This is a genomic window from Borreliella yangtzensis, assembly GCF_014201775.1.
Classification (GTDB): Bacteria; Spirochaetota; Spirochaetia; order Borreliales; family Borreliaceae; genus Borreliella; species Borreliella yangtzensis.
Genome location: NZ_JACHFG010000002.1, coordinates 171,593 through 197,357 on the forward strand (window position 1 = coordinate 171,593; position 25,765 = coordinate 197,357).

The following is a 25,765-nucleotide window of genomic DNA, read 5'->3' on the forward strand; positions in this document are numbered from 1 at the left end:
TAGCTTAGGAGATTTCAAGTTTTATGGATGAAATTAAAAAAGTTAGGGTAGGAGATAAAAAGAAAGAAAAGACTATAGCTGGGATTTTGCCTCATTCTAATAAACCCGCAAGAGTGCCTTTAATAGCGGTTCCTTCTCATCCAGTTTTCCCCGGGATGTTTATTCCAATTGTTATAATCTCTGATGCTGACATGAAAGCAATCGATTACGCTATGAAAGGAAATGGAATCATTGCTTTGTTCGTTTTAAATGATAAATTTTTAGGGAAAAGCAATAATAATTCTCAACAGAAATTAATTATTGATTATAGTAAAGATATTTATTCTGTTGGAGTTACTGGAAAGATAATAAAGAAAATTAATCTTCCAGATGGTGGTTACAATATATTCGTTTCAACTTTTGATAGGATTAAATTCATTAAACTTGTTCTTAATGATAAGTTTCCTATAATTGAAATTGATTATTTAAAGCAAATTCCAGTTAGAAAAGACGATATTCAATCAAAAGCAGTTTACAGTAGTATTTTGCTTAGAACCAAAGAGATATTTTCACATAGAAAAATGCCAGAAGTTCAATTAAATATGGTTAATATTGAGGATAAGGGTAAATTGTGTGATATTGTGGCCAGTACTATTTCATCTTCAAAAAATGATCATCAAATAGTTCTTGAAACTTTAAATGTAAAAGATAGGCTTAAAAAAGTTTTAGAGCTAATTTATGAAGAGCTTAATTTAATTGAAATTCAAAACAAAATTACTAAGGGTATTCAAGAGAGATTAGAGAAACAACAAAAAGAGTTTTTTTTAAAAGAACAGCTTAAAGCTATTAAAGCTGAACTTGGAATAGGTGATAAAAAAAGCAGCGATTTAGAAAAGCTTAGAACTAAACTAAGAGCTTTAGATTTGAAAGGAGAATCTTTAGAGGTCGTTGAAAAAGAGTTGGAAAAATTTTCACTTCTTGAGACAAGCTCGGCTGAGTATATTGTTATTAGAAATTATCTTGAACTTATTACTGAGCTTCCTTGGAGAGATTTGAAAATTAATTTTGATAAATTAGATTTGCAAAAATCTAAAAAAATTTTAGATAAAACTCATTATGGGATGACGGAAGTTAAGGATAGAATTATTGAGTATATTTCTGTTCTTAAGTTAAGAAAGACCCAAAAGGGAGCTATTGTTCTTTTGGTTGGACCTCCTGGTGTGGGGAAAACTTCTATTGGGGCAGCTATTGCAAAAGTTTTACGCACCAAGCTTTTTAGATTTTCTGTTGGTGGAATGCGTGATGAATCGGAGATTAAGGGGCACAGAAGAACTTATGTTGGCGCTTTGCCCGGTAAAATTATTCAAGGCTTAAGAATTACTAAGACAAATTCTCCTGTTTTTTTAATTGATGAGGTGGATAAAATTTCTGCTTCAAATTATGGAGATCCTTTTTCAGTTCTTCTTGAGGTTTTAGATCCTGAACAGAATGTTAAATTTAGAGATCATTATCTTGACCTTCCTTTTGATATTTCAAATGTATTTTTTATTTTAACTGCTAATTCTGTTGAAACAATCCCAAGACCTTTGTTAAATAGAATGGAAATTATTGAAATTTCTGGATATGTTGATAACGAAAAAATAGAGATTGCAAGAAAGTATTTAATTCCTAAGGTTTTAAGTGAAAATGGAGTTGATAAAGATTCTTTAAAATTTCAAAGTTCAGCTCTTGTTCAAATTGCGCAAGAGTATGCGAGAGATAATGGAGTAAGAAATTTTGAAAAATATTTAAACAAAATTGTAAGAAAAGTTGCAAGAAAGCTTATTGAGAATACTGAGATTAAATCCTATCAAATTTCTAATGACAATTTAGAAGAATATGTCGGTGTGCCTGTTTTTAGAAAAGAGAGCATGTCTAATGCTATGTATTCGGGAATGGTAATGGGTCTTGCTTGGACGAATTATGGGGGTTCAACCTTAATGATTGAGACTGTAAAGACGGAGTCTAAGGTAGGTGGAATTAAATTGACTGGTAGCCTTGGAGATGTTATGAAGGAATCTGCTAATATTGCCTATACTTATGTTAATAGTATTAAGGAAGATCTAAGCATTAGTAAATCTTTTTTTGAAAAAAATATTATTCATTTGCACATTCCAGAAGGAGCTACTCCAAAAGATGGGCCTTCTGCAGGAATTACAATAGCTAGTGCTTTTATTTCTCTTGCTCTTAATAAGGTTGTTAGGCCCCATTTAGCTATGACGGGAGAATTGTCTCTTACTGGGAATGTAATGATGATAGGGGGGCTTAGAGAAAAAATAATTGCAGCAAAGCGTAGTGGTGTGGAACACATTATTGTTCCCCAGGCAAATAGAGTAGACTTAGAAGAGATTCCTATTAACATTAAGAATGGCATTAATTTTTATCTTGTGGATAATATGCGTGAGGTCATTAAATTATTGTTTTAATTTTTTAAAATTGTTGTTTGAAATTAGCCTAACTCTAGGCTTGAATAAATGAATTAATAATGGAAGAAGAGTTAGTGATGCAAGAGATGTTGTTAGCATTGTAAAAGCAATTATTGCGCCCAGGGTTGATATTATTTTATAGGCCGAAAATGTTAGTGTTAAAAATCCTATTCCAACAGAAATGGAATTTGCAAATATTCCATTAAATACACTTGGTATTGATTCAAGAAGTGCAGTTTTATAGATTTGATTTTTTTGGTATTTTAAAATAAATGTGTTGAAAAAATGGATTGAATAATCTACTCCTACTCCCATACTTACAGATGCAATTGTTGCTGTTGCGGGGTTTAAGGTTATCCCAAATAATCTCATTACAGCAAAATTTAAAAACACTGACCAAGCCACTGGGATTGCAATAATTATTCCGGTTCATATAGATTTAAAGAAAAACATAAGTAATAGTGTTATTGATCCAAGAGTTGTTATAATGTTTACAATTTGCTCTCTTACCATTGTTTTAGCTATTAATACTTTATCATATACTCCTGAGAAATGATATTTATTATTTCCCATATGTTCATTAATTGTTTTAATAGCATATTTTTCAAATTTTTTTATTCCTTCGGTTGAATTGTCTTCAATTCTTACTATAATAGATATTAATGACCAATCATCATTAATATACATTTTTTTATTGTCTTTAGTCCAATCGCTTCTATCTATTAAATTTATTAGCTTGTTTAGTATAATTTCGTTTTCAGGTAATTTGTATTCTAGTGGGGATTCTTTTTTAATTTTAAAATTTGTAAATTTTAAAATTCCGTTAATAGAGCTGGATTGAGTTTTTGCAGAAAAAGCGTCAAGCTTATCTGTAATTAAATCTAAGGTTTGCATTGCTTTAGCATTTTTAAATTCACCAGGTTTGCCTTCAAGTTCTATTTTGAAAATCGATATTCCTCCCATTTCTTTTTGCATTAGATTTAATGTTTTTTTTACATTTGTAGTTTCTTTAAAGTAATCTTTTTCATCAAAATTGATTTCGATCTTTAAAAGACCCGCAATAGAAATTCCTAGTATGATGAGGACTATTATGGAGGATGTATATTTTCTTTTTAATATAGACTTTGTTATTCGTGTATTTAGTTTGGCAAGTTTTTCAAGGAAAAATATTTTATGTAGGTTATTTTCTCTTTTTTTTTCAAGAGACTTTTTTTTTGTAAATGGGATTAATGTTATTATTCCGGGTAAAACGGTTAATGAGATTGTCATTGATATAATTACTCCAATTGACATGAAAATACCCATTGTTTTGTAGGCATTAATTGAAGAGGTTGTAAGAGATAAAAATCCAAATGCAGTTGTAAGAGATGTTAGCAGAATAGGCGTTTTAAGTTTTTTAATTGTTTTTTTTATTGATTCTGTTGAGAGTTGTTCTTTTTTTATTAATTTAAATATTCCATTTATTATGTGTACAGCATTAGCGCATCCGATTGAAATAAGTAGAACAATCATTGAAGTTTCGGGCACTGTAATGGGGGATTGTACAAGCCCTTTAATTCCAAAAGTCCAAATTAATGATAATAATGCGATAAAAATGGGAATTAATGCACCAATTAGATTTTTTATAATAAGATAAAGTGAAATTATTACTACAAAAGTAGCAAGTGGGCCTAAGATCTTGAAGTCTTCAACCATATAGTTTAATATTTTTTCTCTTACTATTAAATCTCCTGTAAGATACAACTTTAGATCGTTTGTTTCATATTTTTTAATTGTTTTTTCCATTTCATCCAATTCGGCTTTTAAATTTCTACTGAAATTGATTTTATCACTTTCTGATGGAATTATTATGAAGTATATTAAATTTTCCGAGTTACCCAGGAATGTGTTTTTTACAAATGGAGTTGATTTTATTTTATTTTTTATTTCTTCTATGTCTTTATCTGTATAGGTTTCTTTTTTAAATTGCGGAAAATAAGAAAATATGCTTGTAACGGCATTTGGAGATACTTTCAAAATTTTGGTTATTTCATTGATTACACTGTTTATTATTTCAAAATTTTTTTTATTGAAAATATTTTTTTTATCTTGAAATATTACTATTGTAGATAAAAGTGAATTACTTTTGTCAATGTCTATTAGGCTTTCGGTTTCTTTAGTCTTGGGAATAAGTTTTAAGATGTTTGCATCGAATTTAAGATTTTTTAAAAAAAATCCTAAAAAAATAGTAATTAATATAAATATTGTAAATATAATTTCTTTATATTTAATGCTTAGACTTTCAAAGTCCATATTATGCCTCTTTCTACTTTATCACTATGTTGACAAGCTTGTTTTTAACCACAATTATTTTTACTATTTTTTTATTTAATAAGTTTGATTTTATTTTGCTATTTTCCAGTGCTATTTTTTTTAGTTCTTCTTCATCTATCTCTTTGTTTAGTAAAATTTTGTCTTTTATTTTTCCATTTATTTGCAAGACAATTTCTTTTGTTTCTGTAATAATAAGGGTTTCATCAAATTTTGGCCATTTTGAATTTTTGAATAAACTAGGAGGTTCTCCAATGTATTCCCATAATTCTTCTGCTAAATGGGGCGCATATGGGGATAAAATAATGATAAATGGCTTGAATATATTTAAATAATTTTTTTTATACTTTAGAATCTCATTTGTAAATATCATCATGGCAGAGATTGCTGTGTTAAAGTTTAGCTTTTCTGTGTCTTCTGTGACTTTTTTTATTACTTTATGTAGTTGAGATATTATTTCCTTTGGAGGATTGTCTGTTGACAGTTCTTTTTCTTTTAAGCTCCAAATTTTGTTTAAAAATCGAAAAACACCAATTATTCCTTTAGTGTTCCAAGGCTTAGAATCTGTTAGTGGTCCCATAAACATTTCATAAATCCTTATTGAGTCTGCTCCAAATTCCTTAATAATGGCATCTGGGTTTATTACGTTCTTTAAAGATTTTGACATTTTGGCAATTACTTGGATTACTTCTTTATTATCTTTTTTGTCAAAAAATTTATTGTCTTTTTCTATAACTTGGTCATTGGGTATTAAACACCCATTTTCTTTTTGATAAGAAAAAGCTGTTATTATGCCTTGATTTATTAGTTTTTTAAAAGGTTCTTTGGTATTTACATATCCCAGATCATAAAGGACCTTGTGCCAAAATCTTGAGTAAAGTAGGTGTAATACTGTGTGTTCGGCTCCACCTATGTATAGATCAACCGGCATCCAATATTCAATTTTTTTTTTACTTGCAAATTTTTTTGAGTTTTTAGGGTCGAGGTATCTTAAATAATACCAACAAGAACCTGCCCATTGAGGCATTGTGTTTGTTTCTCTTGTAAAATCTGTATCTTTTACTTTTACCCAATCTTTAATCCTTGATAAAGGAGATTCACCTGTTACAGAAGGTTCATAGTTTGCGGTTTCTGGAAGCTTTAAGGGAAGATCATTTTCTTCTAAAGGTATTGTATTTCCAAGCTTATCAAACAAAATGGGTATAGGCTCTCCCCAATATCTTTGTCTTGAAAAAATCCAATCTCTAAGCTTATAGGTTACTTTTTCTTTTCCTTTGTTGTTTTTAGTAAGCCATTCGATTACTTTATCTTTTACTTCGGAATTTTTAAGATTATTAAATTCATTAGGAGAATTTATTGAAATCCCATCACCAATAAATGCTTTTTCTAATATTTCATTTTTCCCCAATTTTGATATTACAGGTAAAATTTTTAATTTATACTTTTTAGCAAATTGAAAGTCTCTCTCATCATGTGCCGGAACACCCATTACAGCTCCACTGCCATAAGTTCCTAGTACGTAGCTTCCAACCCAAATTGGAATTCTTTCATTTGTTATTGGATGAAATGCATAAGATCCTGTAAAAACTCCCGATTTATCTTTTTCAAGAGAAGTCCTTTTAAGATCACTTTTGAGTTCTTCGTGCTTTACATATTTTAGGACATTTTTTTTAAAGTTATTTTTTGTTATTTTTTCTATTAGTTTATTTTCTGGTGCTATTACTAGATATGTGATACCAAATATTGTGTCTGGTCTTGTTGTAAAGACTTTGATTTTTTCATTGTAACCTTCAATTTCAAAATCGATTTCAACTCCTGTTGATTTGCCAATCCAATTTCGCTGCATTTCTTTTACAGATTCAGGCCATTCTAATTCTTCAAGGTCGTTTAACAATCTTTCAGCATACTTTGTAATTTTTAAAACCCATTGTCTTAAATATTTTTTTTCTACGTTGTGAAATCCTCTCTCAGATTTTGGTCCATTTGGAGTTTGAATAATCTCTTCATTTGCCAATACTGTTCCAAGTTCAGGACAATACCATACAGGCATTTCTTTTGCATAAGCTAGATCCTTTTTATATAATTGCAAAAAAATCCACTGTGTCCATTTATAGTAATTCTCGTCATGAGTTCTAATTTCTCGATCCCAATCATAGGCAAATCCCAAAGCTTTTATTTGTTTTTTAAATTTATTAATATTTTCTTCTGTACTTTTTTGAGGATGAGTTCCTGTTTGTATTGCATAATTTTCAGCAGGAAGCCCAAAACTATCAAATCCTATTGGGTGAAGTACATGAAATCCATTCAAAAGCTTGTATCTTCCAAATATGTCAGTAGCTGTGTATCCTTCTGGATGGCCAACATGGAGTCCGTCAGCAGAAGGATAGGGGAACATGTCAAGTATGTATAATCTTTTTTCTTTGGGAATGCTTGGATCTTCTTCTACTTTGTATGTTTTGTTGTTATCCCAAAATTCTTGCCATTTTTTCTCAATTTTTATGAATTCGTATTTAGACATTTGTCCTCTTGAAAATTAATCTACAATTTATTTTTTAGTACACTTTTAGATCACATTGTTGTTAATTTTATTTAATAAGCTACTAACAATTTTTATGCTGTGAACTGGACTTGAACCAGCATGGGCTTATGCCCACTAGCCCCTCAAGCTAGCGTGTCTACCACTTCCACCACCACAGCATTACTAACCATTATATTTTTTATTTTAAATTTTTGTCAACGTTTTTATTTTTTTTAATTATGCAGATTATTATTGTTGTTGTAATTACAGTAATAAATATTGTAAATATAATTATTTTTATTTTTGAAAATATTATTTCAAATGATTGTCCTAGTTTAAAGCTTAGAGTAAAGTAAACTATTATTGAGAGTAAGGTTGCAAAAAAGTCAGAAACAATAAATAGATTGGATTTCATATTTCCCATTCCTGCTGATATAAATATTGCGTTTCTAACTCCAAAGGGTATAAACCTTCCTATAAATAAAGTCAACACTCCGTATTGACCGTAATAGTAATTTATTTTGTCAAGCAGGTTATTGACTTTTTTATTTTTAAACAATTTATTTCCCATTAATTTCCCAATGTAAAAAGATATTATGTCTCCAAGATAAGCTCCCCAAAAAATTCCTAAAAATATTAATATAGTGTATTCATTTTTTCGACTAGATAAAATTCCACCCATTAACACTATTGCATCTTCGGAAATGGGAACATTAAGCCCTGCTAAAATCAGTAAAGAAAAAAATACTATTGGGGAATAAGCTATGTTTGAATCAATAGATTCTATTATTTTGTTTATATACATTGTTGTCATCTATTTCTTGTTTTATAGGTTAAGTATATGCTTGCTAAAGTTAAATATGTAAAATAAAGTATGAGAACTGTTTTTGCTATTTTTAACGCTGTTGTGGATAATTCTAAAAATATTGATACAACAAATATTAGACAACTTATTATTGTTATTGGTAGAGTAATTTTCCGTAATTCTTTAGTTTTTGACGGGTAAATAAATTTCATTGGGATAAAGCTTGTAATAATGCATATTGATATCATAATAAGGTTTGTTGTTTGCTCTATTTTAAAGATTATGTTTAATATTACAAATACATTCCATAGAGAAGGAAATCCTCTAAAGTAGTCATCATTTGTTTTTGCGTCTGTTCTTGAGAATTGGTATGCTGATGAGAGTAATATTCCAATGCAAATGACGACTTTATATTTTTCCCCAATGAATTCTCCTAAATAAAAAAATATAACGGGTATGAATGTGTAGTTTATGTAGTCTGTAATGTTATCAAGCAGAGTTCCATCAATTTTAGGTATTAATTCTTTTACCCTAAGTTTTCTTGCCATAGTTCCATCAATTCCATCTATTATAAGTCCTATTATTGTTAACTTTAAAAGAAGAGAATAGCTGCCATTTACAATTGAAATTATTGAGTAAAGTCCTACAATCAAGCCAGATGCTGTAAAAATATGCACAAGCCAAGCTAAAATCAAATTGATATTTTTCACAGTAAATCTCCTTTTATTGGAATATTTTCTTTATCTCTTCAAGTCTATGTTTAAAAATGTTAATGGTGTTTTCTATTGTTTCTTTTTTTGTTAAATCTACTCCGGTAATATTTAAGGAATCTAATGGATATTTAGAACCACCTGTTTTTAAAAATTTTATATAATTTTCTACTGCATTTTTTTTATTTTCTTTAATATCTTTGTATATTGATAGTGCGGCTGCAATACCTGTAGCATACTGATACACATAAAAGGGTGAATAAAAGTGAGGAATTCTAAGGCATTCAAGGGCACTTAATTTATCAAATTTTAGACTAGGTCCAAAATATTTTTCTAGCAAATTCATATAAGTTTCTGTTAGTGTTTCTTTTACTATAGGTTCTTCCTTGCTAATCATTTCATGAATAATGTATTCAAATTCAGCAAACATTGTTTGTCGGAAGAATGTTGAAATCATATCGTCAATTTGTGTGAGTTTTATATATTTTATTTTGTTAGTATCGGTTTCATTTTTAAGTAAATATTCTGCTAATATTTGTTCGTTAATTATTGATGCTATTTCTGCTTCAAAAATAGAATAATTGTAGTGCGGAAATGGGTTGTTTTTTATGCTAAAGTAAGAGTGCATTGAATGTCCTGCTTCATGTGCAAGTGTAAACATATCTCTTATTGATTCGTCTTTGTAATTAAGAAGTATATAAGGTTTCCCATTGTATGACCCAGCGCTAAAAGCCCCCGATCTTTTTCCAGCATTCTCGTATTTATCAACCCATCTTTCTTTTAAAAGACCGTTTCTTAAAATTTCTGTATATTCATTTCCCAATATCTTTAAAGATTTTAATATTTTTTCACAAGCTTCTTCAAACGAATGTTTAAATGTTATTCCTTTTGTTAATGGTACATAAACATCATAATGATATAAATTTTCTTGGTTTAAAACTTTTTTTCTAAATTCATAATAATCATTAAGCGCAGATAAATTTTCATTGACAGTTTCGATTAAATTTGTATAAACCTTTTTATCAATATTATTTGAAAACAGTTGCATTGAAAAAGTATTTTGAAATTTCCTTGTCTTTGCAATGAAGTGATTCTTCTTAAGGTCTGAAATAATAAGATTAGCAAGTGTATTTTCATTGTTTTTGTATTTTTGATAAAATTTTAAAAAAGCTTTTTTTCGTATTTTTTGATTTTCGTTTTGTAAAAACAGTGTGTAGGTAGAATTGGTTAAAGGGTGTCCATTAATTTCTCCGAATTCCATGTCAGCATTTGTTAATGCTGAGAATATATTTTGATAAGATGAGTAAAGGGGGGTGTAGTTAGCAAGTATTTCTTCTTCTTGTTCGCTTAAAATATGGTTTTTCTCTCTTAATATTTTCTCAATTGCAATTTTTTTCTCCTCAAGCCCTGGTTCATTTATCCAAGATCGAATTTTTTTTTCATCTGTTTTTAGTATTTTTGGCATAAAGAAGGATGTGGCATTAGATACTTTTGTAGTTAAATTGACACATATAGAATATATTTTATTCGAATCCTTGTTGGTTACATCTGTTTCTAATTTAAGCATTGCATAGTAAGAGATTTTCTCTAAATCTTCCATAATTTCATAGTATTTGTTTAAAGTTTCTTTAAACAAATCAAAATTTAATTCCAATTTTTCATATTTGTTAAATTCTTTGGTTTTGATTTCAATAGCATTGATTGCTTTTGCATATTCTTCTTCATTTGCAAATAGAAAAGATAAATCCCATTTATCATTCTCATTGATTTCATTTCTATTTATCACTAAAATCTCCTCTTCCTTTTTTCATTGTTTGGAAATAAATAGTACATTGAAATTTTATAAACTTATGCTTTTTATTTTACAATAAAGTCTAAACTTTATGTATAAAAAGATTTTAAGTTTAACTATTGAATAAAGATTCTAATAAAAATTTTTTAAATTTTAAAAATGCTATTCCTCGATGGGATATTTTGTTTTTTTCTTCAAGTTTTAGATCGCTAAGCTTTTTGTTATTTTTAGTTAAAAATATTGAGTCATAACTAAATCCATAGTTTTTATTATCATTTAAGCTTAATGCAATTTTTCCTTTAAGAATTCCTTCAAAATTTGATATTTGCCTATTTTTTGATATATAACTTATGTTGCATATAAAATATGCATTTCTGTTTTTTTCATTTTTCATTAAGTCTAGGATAAGTTGATTTTTTTCATTAGCGCTTAATTTTTTACGTAGCTTATAAATGTCATATCTTTTGGAGTAAATCCCAGGCTCTAAGTTTAGTGCTTCGATGCACAATCCAGAGTCTTCTCCAAAAACATTTTGATTTTTATTTAAAATTTCAAACAGTGCTTTTGCTTTAATCAAAGAGTTTTCTTTAAATGTTTTTCCTGTTTCTTTTATGTTAAAATTTTGAGGGACTATTAAGTTTAAATTAGGTATATTTAATATACTTTTTACTTCATTTATTTTATTTTCATTTGTTGTTGCAAAAAATAGTGTTTTCATTTATATAATAATAAAGTATTTGTGAGTTTAATTGTATAATAATATTTGCTTTAAGTATTATTTTCTTTGATTATGTGCATTTGTTGAGTATTTTTGTACCAGGTTTTTATCGAAAAATTTGGATTTTTGTCTAAGATATTAAAATATTAATTTTTAATTTTTTTGTTTGAGCGTGGTAATTTTTTTTAAGGTTTGTTATGAAGAAAAGAATTAAATTTAAAATTATTTTAGGTTTCAAAGGAATTATCAAGTTTTTTTTGGTTATTTATAATTATTTGTTTATAGCCCTTAAAGTTATACGTTCTTTTTTAAAGCAAAATATTAGCTTTATGATTATTCCCCATGTTAAAGGGAATGTAAAAAATATTAAAATTTCTTTTTTGACTTTATTTTTCTTTTCTACTTTTTTTTTAGGTGGTTTTATAGGGTTTGTTTTGCTTGCTGTCAATTATGTTACTCTCTCGTCAATTGTAAAATCTACAGAGAAAAATTACTCTTTAGCAGAATCTGAGATTGAAGATTTTAGAAATACAGTTGTGGAAATTAATTCTGTTGCAAAAAATTTTTCCAAAATTTTAGATGAGCTTAAAACTTCTTTAAAAATCAATTCTAATGGTGTTGATTTAAATAAAAATAAATTAGATGGAGATCTTTCTGATTTTATTGATTTACAAATTTTAGAGGCTAATTCAATAAAAGAGCTTAGTGATCTTAAAAATATTAAAAACAAAATAGAAAGTTCAATTCCTCCTCTTAAAAGCATAGTTAAGGTCTTGCATGCTCAGGATAAGCTTTTAAATGATATTCCTTCTCTATGGCCTCTTGCAGGTGGAGCTGGAATTATTACTTTGCATTTTGGTCCTGCTATTGAACCTTTTACTAGGCAGTGGTACATTCACAAAGGCATAGATCTTGGAGGGGTTAGAATTGGAACTCCTATTGTTGCAACTGCTGATGGGGAGGTTGTTAGGGCAAGCTATCAATCAGCAGGCTATGGTAATTTTGTTCAGCTTAAGCATAAGTATGGACTTGCTACTCTTTATGCTCATATGTCGCGCCTTAATACTTCTAAAGGATCTTATGTTAAAAAGGGGCAAATAATTGGATTTATGGGACAGACAGGCTATGCAACAGGTCCGCATGTTCATTATGAAGTTCGTGTAGGTTCTCAAGTTATTAATCCTGATATGTATTTAAATTTAGCAACAGGAGTTTCAAAATAGATGTTAAATTTTTTGACTGTAAAAAAAGAAAGAAAGGTATCGCCTTTGTTTCTTTTTGATGAAATAAAAACAATAGTGGGTGTTGGTGATTTTTTTAAAGGAGACTTAGTTTCAAATAATTTTATTCGACTTGATGGCGATTTTATGGGTACTATTAGTTCTACGAAAAGAGTAATTATTGGAGAGAGTGGGAGGGTTAAGTCTAGTATTGATGCTAATGAACTTGTTATTTCCGGAATGGTTGTGGGCAATATTTATGCTAAAAGCAAGATTAAAATATTTGCTTCGGGATGTGTTATTGGGAATATTTCTTGTAAGTCAATTGAAGTTGAAGAGGGCGCTATTATTGATGGGTATATGAATATTGGCGTGGATTATCTTAGAACTCCTGAAAGAAATACATTTTTTTATACTGGTTCTTATAAGGTTAACGAAGATCTTTTAATTGAAATCGATAAAGAATATCAAGAAGAAAAAAAGTCTTTTCAATCTTTAGAGAATGAAGATAATAAATACTTTTTAAGTGTTATGAATAAAATAGATGAAAGTAAATAATTTGATTTCTGGAGCATTAAATCTTAATTCGAAAGATTATAAAAAAGGTGGTAAAAAAGTATTTTCTGATAAAGGTAATGTTTTTTCTTCGGTGTTTGAGATTGAAAGTTTTAAAGCGGATAAGCAATTTATTTTACTTGAAAATGGTGAATTTAATCTTGATTTGATTAAGAATATGTTAGATGGAATTAACGAGATTGGGGAGAGACTTTTGAGCGAGCCTTCTAGGCAAAATGTGATTTTTTACAAAAAAGTTATTTCGGAATTTTTATCCATCGTTATATCATCTTCTGTTTGTTTGAAAGAACAAAAAGGGGGACGCTTGGGGGATCCTAAGCGGCCCAAGTATAGAATTATTAAGATTATTAACGACAAATTGGACAAACTTGCTTATTCTGTTTTACAAAATCAGATGACCCAGATTAAACTGTTAGATAGCATTGAGGAGATTCAAGGTTTGCTTGTGAATTTATTAATGTGAATTAGTTTTAAGTTTTAGAAATATAAAATGCTTGAAACTTAAAATTAAAAGGGATTGTTAAACAATCCCTTTTTTTAATAGCAAATGTTAAATTAACTTTCAATTAAATATTTTTTACTTATTTCTGAAAAGCTTTTTATTTGTTCGTTTTTCCACTCTTCAGATTTATTTAATTTTTTCATCATGATTTCAGCAACTTTTGGAGCAGCCTCAATTGTAGCTTGAGGATTTAAAGGTAGCGACCTTGTTCTTCTTGCTAAAACATCGTCAATAGTTTTTGCTTGCTCAAATTCAATTGAGAAAATTATTTGGGCTTCATTTAAATCTAGGCCCTCGTGTATTTTTTTGTCAAAACCCTCCATATTTTTTAGAATTTCAAAGTCACTTCCATAAGCCCTAAAAGGTTCAGGAATTTTTAGTGCATCTTCTTTTTTAAGATACCCGTGTAACTTTAAATCTTCTGTAGTTGATATAATACTTGGTATTAAATTTTTTTCTATGGCTTTGAGCAAGGTTTTTTCTGCCATTTTTCTATATGTAGTATATTTTCCCCCTGCTATTGTAATAAGATTTGAATCTGATATAAATATTTTTTCATTTCTTGAAATTTTTGAAGTGTTGCTTTCAGCTTTTGGATCCATTATTAATGGTCTTATTCCAGTATATACGCTTTTTATATCTGATTTTTCTATTTTAATGTTTAAATAGTTGTTTAAATTATTTATTATAAAGTCAATCTCTTCATCAAATCTTTTAGGTTCTTCGTCTATCTCTTTTATGGGGATGTCGGTACTTCCGCAAACAACACTGTCATACCAAGGAATAGCAAATAAGATCCTATTATCACTAGTTTTAGGCATCAATATTGCATAATTTTTTGGGAATTTGTCTTTTTTGATTATTAAATGGCTACCTTGGGAAGGTTTGATAATGTTTAAAGCCTTTTCATCATCTAATTTTCTTATTTCGTCTGAAAATATTCCTGTTGCGTTTATTATACATTTGCTTTTCAGTGAAATTTGTTCTTTTGATAATTTATCTTGTATGATGACTCCCGAAAGTTTTCCGTTTTCCTTGTTGAATTTTTTAAGCTCTGTGTAGTTTAGAGCAATGCCTCCTTTTTTGGTAAAGGTTCTTAATAATGTTATTGCCATTCTCGCATCATCGAATGAATCATCGTAATATAAAACAGAGCATTTAAGACCTTCTGATTTAATATTGGGAGCTTTTTCAATAGTAGATTTTTTTGATAGTAATTTAGTTTTATATTTGCTGTTCTTTTCCTTTCCCATAAGATTATGGTAATAACATAGGCCAAAATAATAATAAGGTATTTCTAAGACATTATAAATAGGTGTAATAAGCGGGCATTCGTTAATTAAATGAGGTGCATTTTTTTCAAGAATTGCTTTTTCTTGTAAAGCTTCTTTAACTAAAGAAATATTCCATTGAGCTAAATATCTTACTCCACCATGAATTAATTTACTTGATCTAGAAGAAGTTCCTTTTGCGTAATCAAATTTTTCTATAAGTATTGTTTTATATCCTTTTGTGATTGCGTCTACTGCTATGCCAAGACCTGTTGCGCCTCCTCCAATTATTATAAGATCGAATTCTTGATTTTCAAGATCTTTTAATTTTGTTTCTTTGTTATTATTCATGAAATTTAAATCTTCCTCCATTTTAGTTAATTTCTTTTTTTTAAATTTTTTAAATTAAATGCTAAATTTGAGAAATTCACAAAGATAACTTGTTTTAAGTTTATTAAATAGCACTGTAAATTAATTGCATTGGTAAATTTTCAATTTTTTGTGATTTTTCGATTTTTAATATATTATTAACCATTTTTGTATTTCTCCAATGAATTGGGCCCTTTTTGTAAGGTGTAAATATTTTATTTTTTAAGTCCATGTGTAACACCAATAGATATCGATGAGCAAATTTAGTTAAGATTTGCCCGTATAATCGATTTATTTGCTTACCAGGTATTTTTATATGTTGTTTTAATTTTAAAAAATCAAATAAATCATGCATAATTTGTCCTCGGTTTATTGTTTGTTACAATCTTTAAAGCCTTGTTTTTAACTTTTATAGATTATGAGAATCCTATATCCAAGATTTTGATCTTTCAATTGCTCTATTCCAGTTCTCAAGAAGTGTTTCTCTTTGATATTTTGGCATTGAAGGTTCGAATATCTTATCTACTTGCCAAAGGCTTATGATTTCTTCGGCGCTTTGCCAATAACCCGATGCAAGCCCCGCAAGATAAGCAGCCCCAAGGGCGGTTGTTTCTGTTATTTTGGGTCTTACAACTTTACATTCTAAAAGATCAGCTTGAAATTGCATTAATAAATTATTTTGACTTGCTCCTCCGTCTACTCTTAATTCTTGAATTTCAAAGTTGGGAATGGATTTTTTTACTGTATTTAATATGTCAAAACTTTGAAATGCAATACTCTCAAGGGCAGCTCTTGTAATGTGAGCTTTTGTTGATCCTCTTGTGATTCCGAGGATTGTTCCTCTTGCATAAGAATCCCAATGAGGTGCACCAAGTCCAACAAATGCGGGCACAAAATAAATTCCCCCATTATCTGAAACAGAGCTTGCTAATGATTCTGCATCTGAACTTTTTCTGAAAAATTCAAGACCATCTCTTAGCCATTGGATTACGGCTCCACCAATAAAAACACTTCCTTCAAGAACATAAGTTACGGATTTTTTTCTTCCCCATGCAATTGAGGTTAAAAGCTTTTCACGGTTAATAATTGGTTCTTTACCAATATTTACTGTTAAAAAGCAGCCAGTTCCATATGTGTTTTTAGCCATGCCTTTTTTAAGACAAGCTTGCCCAAATGTTGCTGCAAATTGATCTCCAGCAATTCCTGCAATAGGAATTTTTGCTCCAAGTATCGATATGTCTGTTTTGCCATATATTGTAGAACTTTCTTTAAGTTCGGGCAAAATTGATTTTGGAATATTTAATATGTTTAAGAGTTCATCATCCCATTCTAATGTTTTAATGTTTAACAATAATGTTCTTGAAGCATTTGAGTAATCAGTGGCATGTATATGTTTTTTAGTTAGATTCCATAATAGCCAGGTATCTATTGTTCCGAAGCATAATTCACCATTTTCAGCTTTTTGTCTAGCACCTTCAACATTATCCAAGATCCACATTATTTTTGTTCCACTAAAATAAGAATCTAACACCAAGCCTGTTTTTTCCAAAATAATTTTATCTTTACCTTCTTGTTTTAATTGGTCACAAATTTTTGCAGTTCTTCTGTCTTGCCATACTATTGCATTGTAAATGGGTTTTCCTGTTTTTTTTTCCCACACAACTGTAGTTTCTCTTTGATTGGTTATGCCAATAGCATCAACATCCTCCGGTAAAATCCTTGAATTTGCAAGAGCTTCTGTTATGACCCCAAGTTGTGATCCCCATATTTCGGTAGGATCATGTTCCACCCAACTTGGCTGTGGATAAATTTGAGTAAATTCTTTTTGAGCAAGTCCTTTTATGTTTGCATTTTTATCAAATACTATTGCTCTTGAGCTAGTAGTACCTTGATCAATAGATAAAATATATTTCATAATTTTTCCTTTTTACTTTGACAAAGATAGATATCTTTTAATCGTTATTATTTTTTAATGTAAATTCGTAAGTTGTAGCGCCTAAAATTGCTCCAATTATTGGGCCAATTATTGGCACAATAAATATGCTTAGGTCGTTAAAGCCATGATTTTTAAATCCAGCAAATAAGAGTAAAATTCTTGGTCCCAGATCCCTTGCAGGATTAATAGCATAGCCGTTCATTCCCCCAAAACTTATTCCTATAGCCAAAACTACTGCCCCTATAATAAATGGAAGAAATGGATTATCATTATGTTTTTTTACAAAATCTCCAACAACAGAAATTAAAAACATTAGCAAAAAAGTCCCAAAAATTTGATCAATAAATCCAGGCAAAAATCCAGGAATAGCCGGGAAAGTCGCCATTATGCCTTGGGTATTTTCTAGGCCGGGATCTATTTCTATCCATTTGGGGTAAAATACTATAAGTGTCATTAATGCACCTGTGAATGCTCCTAATATTTGCGCTACAATATAGTGAAAAAGTTTTGAAACGGGAAATTTTCCAATAGTTGCTAATCCTATGCTAACAGCTGGATTAAGATGAGCTCCACTAATTCTTGCTGATGTATAAATACCAAATGTTACACCCAATCCCCATCCAAATACTATATTTGTATATCCCCCTTTTATTATTTCTCCTGATATTTCAGGGCTTGAGGGGAATAATACTGTCATTGCGACAGATCCAGTTCCTAGAGCTAATAGTATAAATGTTCCCAAAAATTCCGATATAAATTCTTGGAATTTTGTATAATTCATATTTTATCTCCTTATTTTCATAATAATTTTATTTTTTTAAAAGTTTTAATTTTAAAATTTTGAATTTAGATATATTAAATTTTTTCAATCATATTTAGAATTTTTTTAAAAATAGTTACGATTTTTATATTTTAGCTTTCTAGATTAAAAATTAATATTTTTAATTATAAGTTTATAAACTTTATATTTAATATATTATTTCTAATTAATATTATTGTCAATAATTTAAAAATTTTAATTTTTAAATTATTGACTTCTTTTCCAAAAATTTATTTAAGGTTTTTTTATTTTATATTAAAATTTTTACATTGGATTTTTTTGATTAATTAAGTTTTATGTTTTAGCAATTCTTTTTTAGATTATATGCAACTTATTTAAGTTATTTTTGGAGGTAGACTTGGTGATTGTAATAGAAGGTTTAATTGGAGTAGGAAAAACTACTCTTGGAAATATTTTATCAAAGGAGTTGAAAGTTCCTTTTTACAGTGAGCTGAATAATGATTTTACTTTGGCTATTTTAGGTAAATTTTATAAGGATAAATCCAGATGGGCATTTCCAGTGCAAATTAATTTTCTCAATGAAAGGTTTAAATTAATAAAAGGTGTGTTTAGAACAAAAGGGGGCATACTTGATAGATCTATTTATGGTGATTGTGTTTTTGCGTCTCTTTTAAATTGCGATGGATATATTTCTGACGAAGAGTATAAAATATATATTGATCTTCTTGATAATATGCTTGAGCATTCTCAGCGACCAAGTTTGCTTGTTTATCTTGATTGTAGTATTGATGAGGTTGAACGCAGAATTAAAAATAGAAATAGAAGCTTTGAAATGAATATTCCCAGAGATTATCTTGAAGGTCTTAATAGGAAATATTTGAAGTGGTATAATGATTACAGCTTATCTTCAAAGATAAAATTTTCTTACGATGATATAAATATTTTTAACGAAGAAGATAAGAATAAAGTGATTTCTTTAATTAGAGATAAACTTGTATTATAATTACTTATAGTAGATTGACATTCTTTTATTTTAAAGGTTAAGTGTTAATGGAGGTTCTTATGGGGAGATTATTTCTTCTATATTTTTTATTCTCTTTTGTTTTTTTGAATTTATTTGCTCAAGATAATTCTTCTTATGTTGATAAGCAAAAAGAGCTTGCTATTTTTTATTATGAGGTTGGTCAAAGGTATATAAATGTTGGTAAAGTTAAAAAGGGAAAACTTTTCCAAGCAAAAGCTTTAAAGATTTATCCAGATTTGAAAAAGGGAGTTAATATCAAGCTTGCAGTTAAAGAGCTTGATGCTAGAATTAAGGATGACAATTCCAAGGTTGTTATGCTTGAGGATGTTAAACTTGAGGAGATACCTGGGATAGTGCATGAAAAAATAGAAATCAATGATTTTACAAATGCTCCTAAAATAGAATATATTGCTCAAAGAGAGAGAAGTAAAAATCAAGACAAAATTATTAAATTTCAATTTGGAAAGTTTGCAAGGGCTTTAATTTCTCAAAACTTTGATTTGTTTGGATCTGTTATTGCGGATAAAGTTAATGTTATGGGTAAATTTGAATCAAAAGATGATTTTATATCAATTTTATCAAGTGCTTCATCTAAAATTGATCCGGATGAGCGAGAGTATATATCAGTTGATGATTATTACGATTTAAATTCTTTAAAAATTTCAAAGTCCAACGATACTTCTTTTGTTGTTAATGTATTTACTAGAAACAATGATTTTACTAAAAATTTTCCATTTTGGAAAGAACGTCAGACTTTAATTTTTACTAAAGAGGATGATAATAATTGGTTTTTATCTTCTATAAAGTAAAATCTTAGTGTTGTAATTGCAAACATCATTATTAATATATATATAAACGAGTCTCCAATTTTTTCATAAATGGTTGTAAATGTTGGAGACAGTTTTACGGTTGATAATAAGTAGCCTTTTGTAAAAGTTTTTAGTCTTTCAGTAATTTCTCCATATTCGTTGATGACCGCAGTGATTCCTGAGTTTGTAGCTCTAATGGTTTTGATTCCATTTTCAATGCTTCTAAATTTAGACACAACAAAGTGTTGCCATTCTGCTGAATTTGTTTTTGACCAAGAGTCGTTTGAAAAGTTTAACAATATATTAGCGCCTTGGATTTTATAAAATCTTGAAAGTTCTGGAAATGCATCATCATAACATATTAAGGGAGCAAATTTAAATTTTTTCAATTTCAATATTTCAATTTTATTGCCTTCAATTTGTCCCAAGATTCTAAAATTTTTTAAAAAAAAGTTTCTTACAAATTCATATTCGTAAAATGGAATTTTTTCTGCAAAAGGGACTAAAAATATTTTAGAGTATATGTTTGCAATGTTAAGGTCCGGTTCTATCATATAAATAGAATTTTGTTGAATCCTTATGGTTTTATCTACATTTGAGGGAGCACCAATGGCAAATGGGATTTTATGTTCTTTTATAAAATTTTTTAGCTCATTATGCAAGTTATAGCTTTTAAAGTATTGGTCTTCTTTGCTAAAGGGGTAGGTTAGTACTCCTTCGCTCCAAATTACAAATTCTATTTGTGGGTTTTCTTTTAAGGCTTGTTCTGTAATTGTAATAGAATCCCTTATTCCTTTCTCGTCATTTCCAGGCAACCATGGGTCAATATTAAGCTGAATAGCTGCAATGTTTATGCTATCTATTTCTTTTGATAATAAGCTTTGTAGTTCTGTTTTTTTAAGTATTCCGTAAGTAAAAGATGTTGTTATTAACATTATTGGAAATATTGTGTTTAGCAAATTTGTTTTGTTTTTATGGATTAAAAAATCTGCAATTCCTGAGTTTAAAAAGTAAACTGCAAATGATACAAAAAATACACCGAAAATGTCTGCTATTTGAATTAGATTATTGAAGTTGTTTACTGTAAAAGCTGCAAGTCCCCAAGGATATGCTAAAAATCCAATTGATCTTAAGTAATCATAAAATGTGAAAAGCATTGTTATTGTTATTGCTTTATTTTTAAAGCTTTTTAAAGAGTAATAAAGAAAATAGCCTAAAGTTAATGAATATGGAATGTATCCTATTACCACTCCTATGAATGTAATCCATCCAAATGCATGAAAAAATCCAAGCCAAAAATTTTGCAAGCAGTTGGCTATTATGAAGTAAAATACGGTTAATCCTATTAATGTGTTTTTATCTTTTATTTTATTTAAGGCTAAAAAAAACGGTACATAAGCAACAAATCCCAGGATTGAATATCCGGTTTCTTTAATTTCATTTGGAATTGCAAGTGTTGTAAGAATTCCTGAAAATGCGGCTAGGCAAAGGTATCTAGTTTTCATTTTTCCTCTTTTTTACTATTATTAGTAGTAGCATAATGATGTAATATTATTAAAACATTATCATTAATAATTTTATATGAATAGTATTAATTTTTTGTATTTTTTGTGAAATTTATGCTTGTAATAGGTCTTTAGAGAGTAAGGGAGATTATGTTAGCTTTTGTTTTTATTGGTTTGTTTTTTTTAAATTTTTTTAGTTTACCTGCTCAAGGAATAGTTACCAATAAAGATGCTCAAGAAGAGTTTAAATGGGCTCTTAATTCTTATAACAATGGAATTTATGATGATGCTCTTTTGTCTTTTAAAAAAATTTTAAGTTTTGATCCTAATAACCTTGATTATCATTTTTGGACTGGTAATGTTTATTACAGATTGGGTTATGTTGAAGAAGCTTTAATGGAATGGAGAAATTTAAAAGATCAAGGTTATAAGGTTTCTTATCTTAGACATTTGATTTCTACTATTGAGCAAAGGAGAGGGATTTTTTCAAATTACGAACTTAATTTTAAAAAACTTGTAAAAGTGGCTTCTCTTGATAATTCTATTTACAAAAGGCCGCACGGGTATCAGATTACATCTTTGAGAGCTGATAAATACGGTGGATATTATGCTGCTAACTTTGTAGGTAATGAAATATTGTATTTTGATGTCAATAATAATGTTAATATTTTGGTTAAAGATGGATTTAGTTATTTAAAATCGCCTTATGATGTTATTGAAGCTAATAATTTGCTTTATGTTACTCTTTATTCAAGTGATGAAGTTGGTGTTTACGACAAAGTTCTAGGAGTTAAAAGGAAATCTATTGGGAAAAAAGGCACAAAAGATGGCGAATTGCTTGCTCCTCAGTATATGGCTATTGATAAGAGAAACTATATTTATGTGAGCGAGTGGGGAAATAAAAGAGTTAGCAAATTTGGACTTGATGGCGATTTTATTTTGCATTTTGGCTATAGAACTTCAGGTTACAAGGGGCTTTTGGGTCCTACAGGTATAACTTATTTGAATGAGAATATTTATGTTGCAGACTCTTTGCGAAATACTATTGAAGTTTTTGATACTAGTGGCAATCATTTGTATTCAGTTTTTACTTCTATTGAAGGGATAGAGGGTCTTAGTAGCGATTTTACCGGTAACAATGTTATAGTATCTTCAAAATATGGTGTTTATAGCTACAATATTGCTAAAAAGACAATTACAAAAATTTTAAATGCAGATAAAGTGAATTCTAAAATTTCTTCATCTGTTTTGGATGCTAATAATCAGATGATTGTCTCAGATTTTAATAATGCCAAAGTTTCAGTTTACAAAAGTGATTCAAGTCTTTACGATAGTTTAAATGTTGATGTTAGAAGAATAGTTAGACTTGGGGGCCCTAAAATTTACGTTGAGCTTAATGTAAGCAGCAAAAGCGGGCTGCCTGTTGTTGGACTTAAAAGTGAAAATTTTTCAATTGCAAATGAAAATTATTACATTGTCAATCCTAAAGTAGCGTACAATGTAAATGCTTCAAAAGACATTAATATAGCAGTTGTTTTTGATAAATCTTCTTATATGAAAAATTATGATCTAGATCAAATTGTAAGTTTAAATGCTTTAATGGAGTCGTCAAAAAATAAAAGTTTTAGTTTTATAAATGCAACAAATGTGCCTATTATAGATAATATTGAAAGCTTAACAAATAGTATTAAAAATACAAGTTCTCTTGGTCCTTATAGTACAGATTTTATAAAAACAGATGTTAGTTTAAAGTTGGCAGGTTCTGGGCTTATGTCAAAAAGCTCAAGAAGAGCAGTAGTCTATTTTAGTGGCGGTGTTTTAAATCGCAAAGCTTTTGAGAAATACTCTTTAGATACAATAGTAAGCTATTATAAAAATAATGATATAAGGTTTTACTTAATATTATTTGGCAATGATCCTGTTAATAGCAAGCTTCAGTATTTAGTTAATGAGACAGGTGGCGCCATAATTCCCTTTTCATCTTATGAAGGAGTATCTAAAGTTTATGATTTAATTTTAGAACAAAAAACAGGTACTTATTTGCTAGAATATTATTATCCAGGTCCTCAAGAGCCTAATAAATATTTTAATTTATCTGTTGAGGTAAATATGAATCAACAGACGGGAAGGGGAGAATTTGCATATTTTATTAATTAGATTGCTTTTTAATTTTATTAGGGGTTTGAGATATGAAACTTAATGCAGGAATTGTGGGACTTCCCAATGTGGGCAAATCTACTTTATTTGCATCGTTAACATCATCTAAGGTTGAGATTGCTAATTATCCTTTTTGTACTATTGAGCCAAATGTAGGAATAGTAGAGATTCCTGATGAAAGGCTGTTAAAAATTGCAGAGTGTATTGTTCCACAAAAGATTATTTCTGCTGTTATGGAATTTGTGGATATTGCAGGTCTTGTTAAAGGGGCATCAACAGGTGAGGGGCTTGGTAATAAGTTTTTGGCTAATATTCGCGAGGTTTCTCTTATTGTTCATGTTGTAAGATGCTTTGAAGAAAAAGAAGTTATTCATATTAATAATGAAATTAATCCTGAAAAAGATATAACTACAATCAATATTGAACTTTGTCTATCAGATCTTGAAACTGTTCAAAAAAGTCTTCAAAAGCAAGAAAAAAATGTGAAAAGCACTGATAAAAAAATTAGCGAATCTTCTAAGGCAATTGTTTTAATGCTAAAAAGGCTTGAAGATCATTTAGGTAATATGAATCCTGCTATTGAGTTTAAATTTGATGATTTCGAATACAATTTTATTAGATCGTTAAATCTTTTGACTTTTAAAAAAGTTTTGTATGTTTGTAATGTCGATGAAAATTCACTTAGTGGCAATAAATATACAGATATTGTAAAAAATATTGCTTTGAAAGAAGGAAATGATTTTTTAATATTATGTGCCAAAATTGAAGCCGAGCTTGCTGGAATAAAGGATGTATCTTATAAAAATGAAATGTTAGAATTATTTGGGATAAATGATAGCGGCCTTAGTAATTTGATAAAAAAAGCCTATTATACTTTAGGGCTTAGAACTTATTTTACAGCAGGATTGCAAGAAGTTAGAGCTTGGACATTTAAACAGGGCACTAAAGCTCCTAAAGCCGCTGGAATAATTCATAGCGACTTTGAGAGGGGTTTTATTAAAGCAGAAGTTTATTCTTGTGAGGATTTGTTTAAATTTCAAAGTGTTCAAAGACTAAAAGAGAAAGGACTTGTTAGAATTGAAGGTAAAGAATACCTGGTAAGAGATGGAGATGTAATCTTTTTTAAATTTAATGTTTAGATTTATTTTATATTATGGGTTATTTATTTTTAAATAATATAAAATTAGTTAGTTTGTTTGTTTTCAATATTGCAATTTGTTTGCTTTATTTATTTTTGTATGATACTATTTTTTTTTATTTTGTTCTGGGGATTTTTTTAGTAAATTTTTTTGTAATTCTTTTTTATTTAAGATATTTTTGTTCTATTTCTTTTAAGGGTTCTAAGATTTATTATAAGAGTAATTTTTTAAGTTATAATTTTGATTTTAATGATATTATTTCGTTTGAAAAAAGATTGTCAGACAATGTTTTGATTTTAAAATTAAAAAATAAAAAAAAGATTAAGATTTGTTTTTGGATAGGCAATGGTTCGAGTGAATTATTCAAAGAGCTTAAATTTCGAAGAAAAGATTTATTTATTCCAAAATTGGAAAATTTCCCAATAAGATATTATTTGTCTTATGTCTATCTTTGCATGTTTTTGGCTCGTATTATAATTAGTTTATTTGTTTATTATATTTCATTAAGCAATATATTTATTTTTTTATTTATTTGTTTTATTGATATTAAAGTTTTATTAGGTGATCTTTCGGTTATTAGCAATATAGTGTTGTTTTATGAATTTAGGCAAGATTCAATTTATGAAAGAAAAATCTTTAAAGGTGAAATTTATTTTTATGAATTTTTTGAAAAAATTTTTGTTACTAGGGAATTTGAATTTAACAATAAAAGTTATTTATGTTTTTCCTATAAAAGGAATCATTCGGCAAAAAAAGTATATATCTTGAATAAAAAAATTTCTTATTCCATGCAAAAGGTTTTTGAGTATATTAATCAAAATTATAATACTGAATTAATTTAAGCTTTGATTGACTATATTTAAATTAGTTGGTATATTAAATTCATTGTTTAATAAATTAAGGAGTATCACTTGAGAAAAAATGCATCTGCATTGAAGCGCTCTCGTCAAAATTTAAAAAGAAAGATTAGAAATGTAAGTGTAAAAAGTGAATTAAAGACAATAGAAAAACGCTGTATCAATATGATTAAATCGGGTAAAAAAGACGAAGCTATTGAATTTTTTAAGTTTGTTGCAAAAAAACTAGACACTGCTGCTAGAAAGCGAATAATTCATAAAAATAAGGCCGCTAGAAAAAAATCTCGTTTAAATGTTTTGCTGTTAAAGTAAGGAAATTAGT

At 28.6% G+C, this 25,765-nt stretch carries 20 protein-coding genes, 1 tRNA gene and 1 pseudogene; 10 read left to right on the forward strand and 12 right to left on the reverse strand.

All coding sequences use genetic code 11. The features are described from left to right. Positions 1 to 23 precede the first annotated feature (23 nt). On the forward strand, positions 24 to 2,444 hold the full coding sequence (lon, locus tag HNP68_RS03015; RefSeq protein WP_183220303.1) for an endopeptidase La: 2,421 nt from the start codon (positions 24 to 26) through the stop codon (positions 2,442 to 2,444). Here the strand turns inward: lon and HNP68_RS03020 are convergent. The 7 genes and pseudogenes from HNP68_RS03020 to rdgB all read right to left on the reverse strand — a co-directional run bounded on the left by HNP68_RS03020 (position 2,433) and on the right by rdgB (position 11,297). Then, positions 2,433 to 4,736, reverse strand: a pseudogene (locus HNP68_RS03020) (efflux RND transporter permease subunit). The gene lon and the pseudogene HNP68_RS03020 overlap by 12 nt on opposite strands. A gap of 13 nt (positions 4,737 to 4,749) precedes the next feature. Beyond that, entirely contained in the window at positions 4,750 to 7,272 is a 2,523-nt protein-coding gene (gene leuS / locus HNP68_RS03025) for a leucine--tRNA ligase (protein WP_183220305.1), read from the reverse strand. A gap of 95 nt (positions 7,273 to 7,367) precedes the next feature. After that, positions 7,368 to 7,451, reverse strand: a tRNA-Leu gene (locus tag HNP68_RS03030). A 20-nt stretch (positions 7,452 to 7,471) separates the two neighbouring features. Beyond that, on the reverse strand, positions 7,472 to 8,086 hold the full coding sequence (locus HNP68_RS03035) for a DedA family protein (protein WP_183220307.1): 615 nt from the start codon (positions 8,084 to 8,086) through the stop codon (positions 7,472 to 7,474). Next, on the reverse strand, positions 8,083 to 8,787 hold the full coding sequence (gene pcsA / locus HNP68_RS03040) for a phosphatidylcholine synthase (protein WP_183220308.1): 705 nt from the start codon (positions 8,785 to 8,787) through the stop codon (positions 8,083 to 8,085). The genes HNP68_RS03035 and pcsA overlap by 4 nt, the downstream gene beginning before the upstream one ends. A gap of 13 nt (positions 8,788 to 8,800) precedes the next feature. Beyond that, entirely contained in the window at positions 8,801 to 10,573 is a 1,773-nt protein-coding gene (gene pepF / locus HNP68_RS03045) for an oligoendopeptidase F (RefSeq protein WP_183220310.1), read from the reverse strand. Positions 10,574 to 10,691: 118 nt separating this feature from the next. Continuing rightward, the gene (gene rdgB, locus HNP68_RS03050) at positions 10,692 to 11,297 is read right to left on the reverse strand and encodes an RdgB/HAM1 family non-canonical purine NTP pyrophosphatase (RefSeq protein ID WP_183220312.1); all 606 of its coding nucleotides are present in this window, start codon (positions 11,295 to 11,297) and stop codon (positions 10,692 to 10,694) included. Between the two features lie 197 nt (positions 11,298 to 11,494). Here rdgB and HNP68_RS03055 point away from each other — a divergent pair, with 197 nt between their 5' ends. The 3 genes from HNP68_RS03055 to HNP68_RS03065 are packed head-to-tail and all read left to right on the forward strand — an operon-like array spanning position 11,495 to position 13,556. Beyond that, entirely contained in the window at positions 11,495 to 12,520 is a 1,026-nt protein-coding gene (locus HNP68_RS03055) for a M23 family metallopeptidase (protein ID WP_183220314.1), read from the forward strand. After that, positions 12,521 to 13,075, forward strand: a complete 555-nt coding sequence (locus tag HNP68_RS03060; RefSeq protein WP_183220316.1) for a bactofilin family protein — start codon at positions 12,521 to 12,523, stop codon at positions 13,073 to 13,075. Beyond that, positions 13,062 to 13,556, forward strand: coding sequence for a YaaR family protein (locus tag HNP68_RS03065; RefSeq protein WP_183220318.1), 495 nt, complete (start codon positions 13,062 to 13,064; stop codon positions 13,554 to 13,556). Before HNP68_RS03060 ends, HNP68_RS03065 begins: the two co-directional genes overlap by 14 nt. 92 nt (positions 13,557 to 13,648) lie before the next feature. Here HNP68_RS03065 and HNP68_RS03070 read toward each other — a convergent pair whose 3' ends face one another. The 4 genes from HNP68_RS03070 to HNP68_RS03085 all read right to left on the reverse strand — a co-directional run bounded on the left by HNP68_RS03070 (position 13,649) and on the right by HNP68_RS03085 (position 17,952). After that, positions 13,649 to 15,238, reverse strand: a complete 1,590-nt coding sequence (locus HNP68_RS03070; protein WP_183220320.1) for a glycerol-3-phosphate dehydrogenase/oxidase — start codon at positions 15,236 to 15,238, stop codon at positions 13,649 to 13,651. Between the two features lie 82 nt (positions 15,239 to 15,320). Next, the gene (locus HNP68_RS07075) at positions 15,321 to 15,467 is read right to left on the reverse strand and encodes a hypothetical protein (protein ID WP_235684929.1); all 147 of its coding nucleotides are present in this window, start codon (positions 15,465 to 15,467) and stop codon (positions 15,321 to 15,323) included. Between the two features lie 195 nt (positions 15,468 to 15,662). Then, complete coding sequence (gene glpK / locus HNP68_RS03080; protein WP_183220324.1) at positions 15,663 to 17,150, reverse strand: glycerol kinase GlpK; 1,488 nt, start codon at positions 17,148 to 17,150, stop codon at positions 15,663 to 15,665. A gap of 37 nt (positions 17,151 to 17,187) precedes the next feature. Beyond that, positions 17,188 to 17,952: an MIP/aquaporin family protein gene (locus HNP68_RS03085; protein ID WP_183220326.1), complete on the reverse strand. Its 765-nt coding sequence runs from the start codon at positions 17,950 to 17,952 to the stop codon at positions 17,188 to 17,190. Between the two features lie 400 nt (positions 17,953 to 18,352). On the opposite strand from HNP68_RS03085, the gene HNP68_RS03090 reads away from it, so the two are divergent. Further along, entirely contained in the window at positions 18,353 to 18,955 is a 603-nt protein-coding gene (locus HNP68_RS03090) for a deoxynucleoside kinase (RefSeq protein ID WP_183220328.1), read from the forward strand. Positions 18,956 to 19,014: 59 nt separating this feature from the next. Further along, the gene (locus HNP68_RS03095) at positions 19,015 to 19,785 is read left to right on the forward strand and encodes a hypothetical protein (RefSeq protein WP_183220330.1); all 771 of its coding nucleotides are present in this window, start codon (positions 19,015 to 19,017) and stop codon (positions 19,783 to 19,785) included. On the opposite strand, the gene lnt is transcribed toward HNP68_RS03095, so the two are convergent. After that, complete coding sequence (gene lnt / locus HNP68_RS03100) at positions 19,725 to 21,290, reverse strand: apolipoprotein N-acyltransferase (protein WP_183220332.1); 1,566 nt, start codon at positions 21,288 to 21,290, stop codon at positions 19,725 to 19,727. The genes HNP68_RS03095 and lnt overlap by 61 nt on opposite strands. A 150-nt stretch (positions 21,291 to 21,440) precedes the next feature. On the opposite strand from lnt, the gene HNP68_RS03105 reads away from it, so the two are divergent. The 4 genes from HNP68_RS03105 (at position 21,441) to rpsT (ending at position 25,755) form a co-directional block, all read left to right on the forward strand. Further along, positions 21,441 to 23,447 carry a hypothetical protein gene (locus HNP68_RS03105; protein ID WP_183220335.1) on the forward strand — a complete coding sequence of 669 codons (2,007 nt, stop codon included), beginning with the start codon at positions 21,441 to 21,443 and terminating at the stop codon, positions 23,445 to 23,447. Between the two features lie 32 nt (positions 23,448 to 23,479). Continuing rightward, positions 23,480 to 24,586 carry a redox-regulated ATPase YchF gene (gene ychF / locus HNP68_RS03110; protein ID WP_183220337.1) on the forward strand — a complete coding sequence of 369 codons (1,107 nt, stop codon included), beginning with the start codon at positions 23,480 to 23,482 and terminating at the stop codon, positions 24,584 to 24,586. Positions 24,587 to 24,600: 14 nt separating this feature from the next. Further along, entirely contained in the window at positions 24,601 to 25,428 is an 828-nt protein-coding gene (locus HNP68_RS03115) for a hypothetical protein (RefSeq protein WP_183220339.1), read from the forward strand. A gap of 69 nt (positions 25,429 to 25,497) precedes the next feature. Continuing rightward, positions 25,498 to 25,755 (forward strand): 30S ribosomal protein S20, encoded by a 258-nt coding sequence (gene rpsT, locus HNP68_RS03120; RefSeq protein WP_183220342.1) that lies wholly within the window; start codon positions 25,498 to 25,500, stop codon positions 25,753 to 25,755. The last annotated feature ends 10 nt before the right edge of the window (positions 25,756 to 25,765 follow it).

Excerpts from the sequence above, each read along its gene's own strand:
- lon (WP_183220303.1), top strand. The coding sequence starts at position 24 with ATGGATGAAATTAAAAAAGTTAGGGTAGGAGATAAAAAGAAAGAAAAG.
- leuS (WP_183220305.1), bottom strand. The coding sequence starts at position 7,272 with ATGTCTAAATACGAATTCATAAAAATTGAGAAAAAATGGCAAGAATTT.
- HNP68_RS03035 (WP_183220307.1), bottom strand. The coding sequence starts at position 8,086 with ATGACAACAATGTATATAAACAAAATAATAGAATCTATTGATTCAAAC.
- rdgB (WP_183220312.1), bottom strand. The coding sequence starts at position 11,297 with ATGAAAACACTATTTTTTGCAACAACAAATGAAAATAAAATAAATGAA.
- HNP68_RS03055 (WP_183220314.1), top strand. The coding sequence starts at position 11,495 with ATGAAGAAAAGAATTAAATTTAAAATTATTTTAGGTTTCAAAGGAATT.
- HNP68_RS03060 (WP_183220316.1), top strand. The coding sequence starts at position 12,521 with ATGTTAAATTTTTTGACTGTAAAAAAAGAAAGAAAGGTATCGCCTTTG.
- HNP68_RS03065 (WP_183220318.1), top strand. The coding sequence starts at position 13,062 with ATGAAAGTAAATAATTTGATTTCTGGAGCATTAAATCTTAATTCGAAA.
- HNP68_RS03070 (WP_183220320.1), bottom strand. The coding sequence starts at position 15,238 with ATGGAGGAAGATTTAAATTTCATGAATAATAACAAAGAAACAAAATTA.
- HNP68_RS07075 (WP_235684929.1), bottom strand. The coding sequence starts at position 15,467 with ATGGACTTAAAAAATAAAATATTTACACCTTACAAAAAGGGCCCAATT.
- glpK (WP_183220324.1), bottom strand. The coding sequence starts at position 17,150 with ATGAAATATATTTTATCTATTGATCAAGGTACTACTAGCTCAAGAGCA.
- HNP68_RS03085 (WP_183220326.1), bottom strand. The coding sequence starts at position 17,952 with ATGAATTATACAAAATTCCAAGAATTTATATCGGAATTTTTGGGAACA.
- HNP68_RS03095 (WP_183220330.1), top strand. The coding sequence starts at position 19,015 with ATGGGGAGATTATTTCTTCTATATTTTTTATTCTCTTTTGTTTTTTTG.
- lnt (WP_183220332.1), bottom strand. The coding sequence starts at position 21,290 with ATGAAAACTAGATACCTTTGCCTAGCCGCATTTTCAGGAATTCTTACA.
- HNP68_RS03105 (WP_183220335.1), top strand. The coding sequence starts at position 21,441 with ATGTTAGCTTTTGTTTTTATTGGTTTGTTTTTTTTAAATTTTTTTAGT.
- ychF (WP_183220337.1), top strand. The coding sequence starts at position 23,480 with ATGAAACTTAATGCAGGAATTGTGGGACTTCCCAATGTGGGCAAATCT.
- HNP68_RS03115 (WP_183220339.1), top strand. The coding sequence starts at position 24,601 with ATGGGTTATTTATTTTTAAATAATATAAAATTAGTTAGTTTGTTTGTT.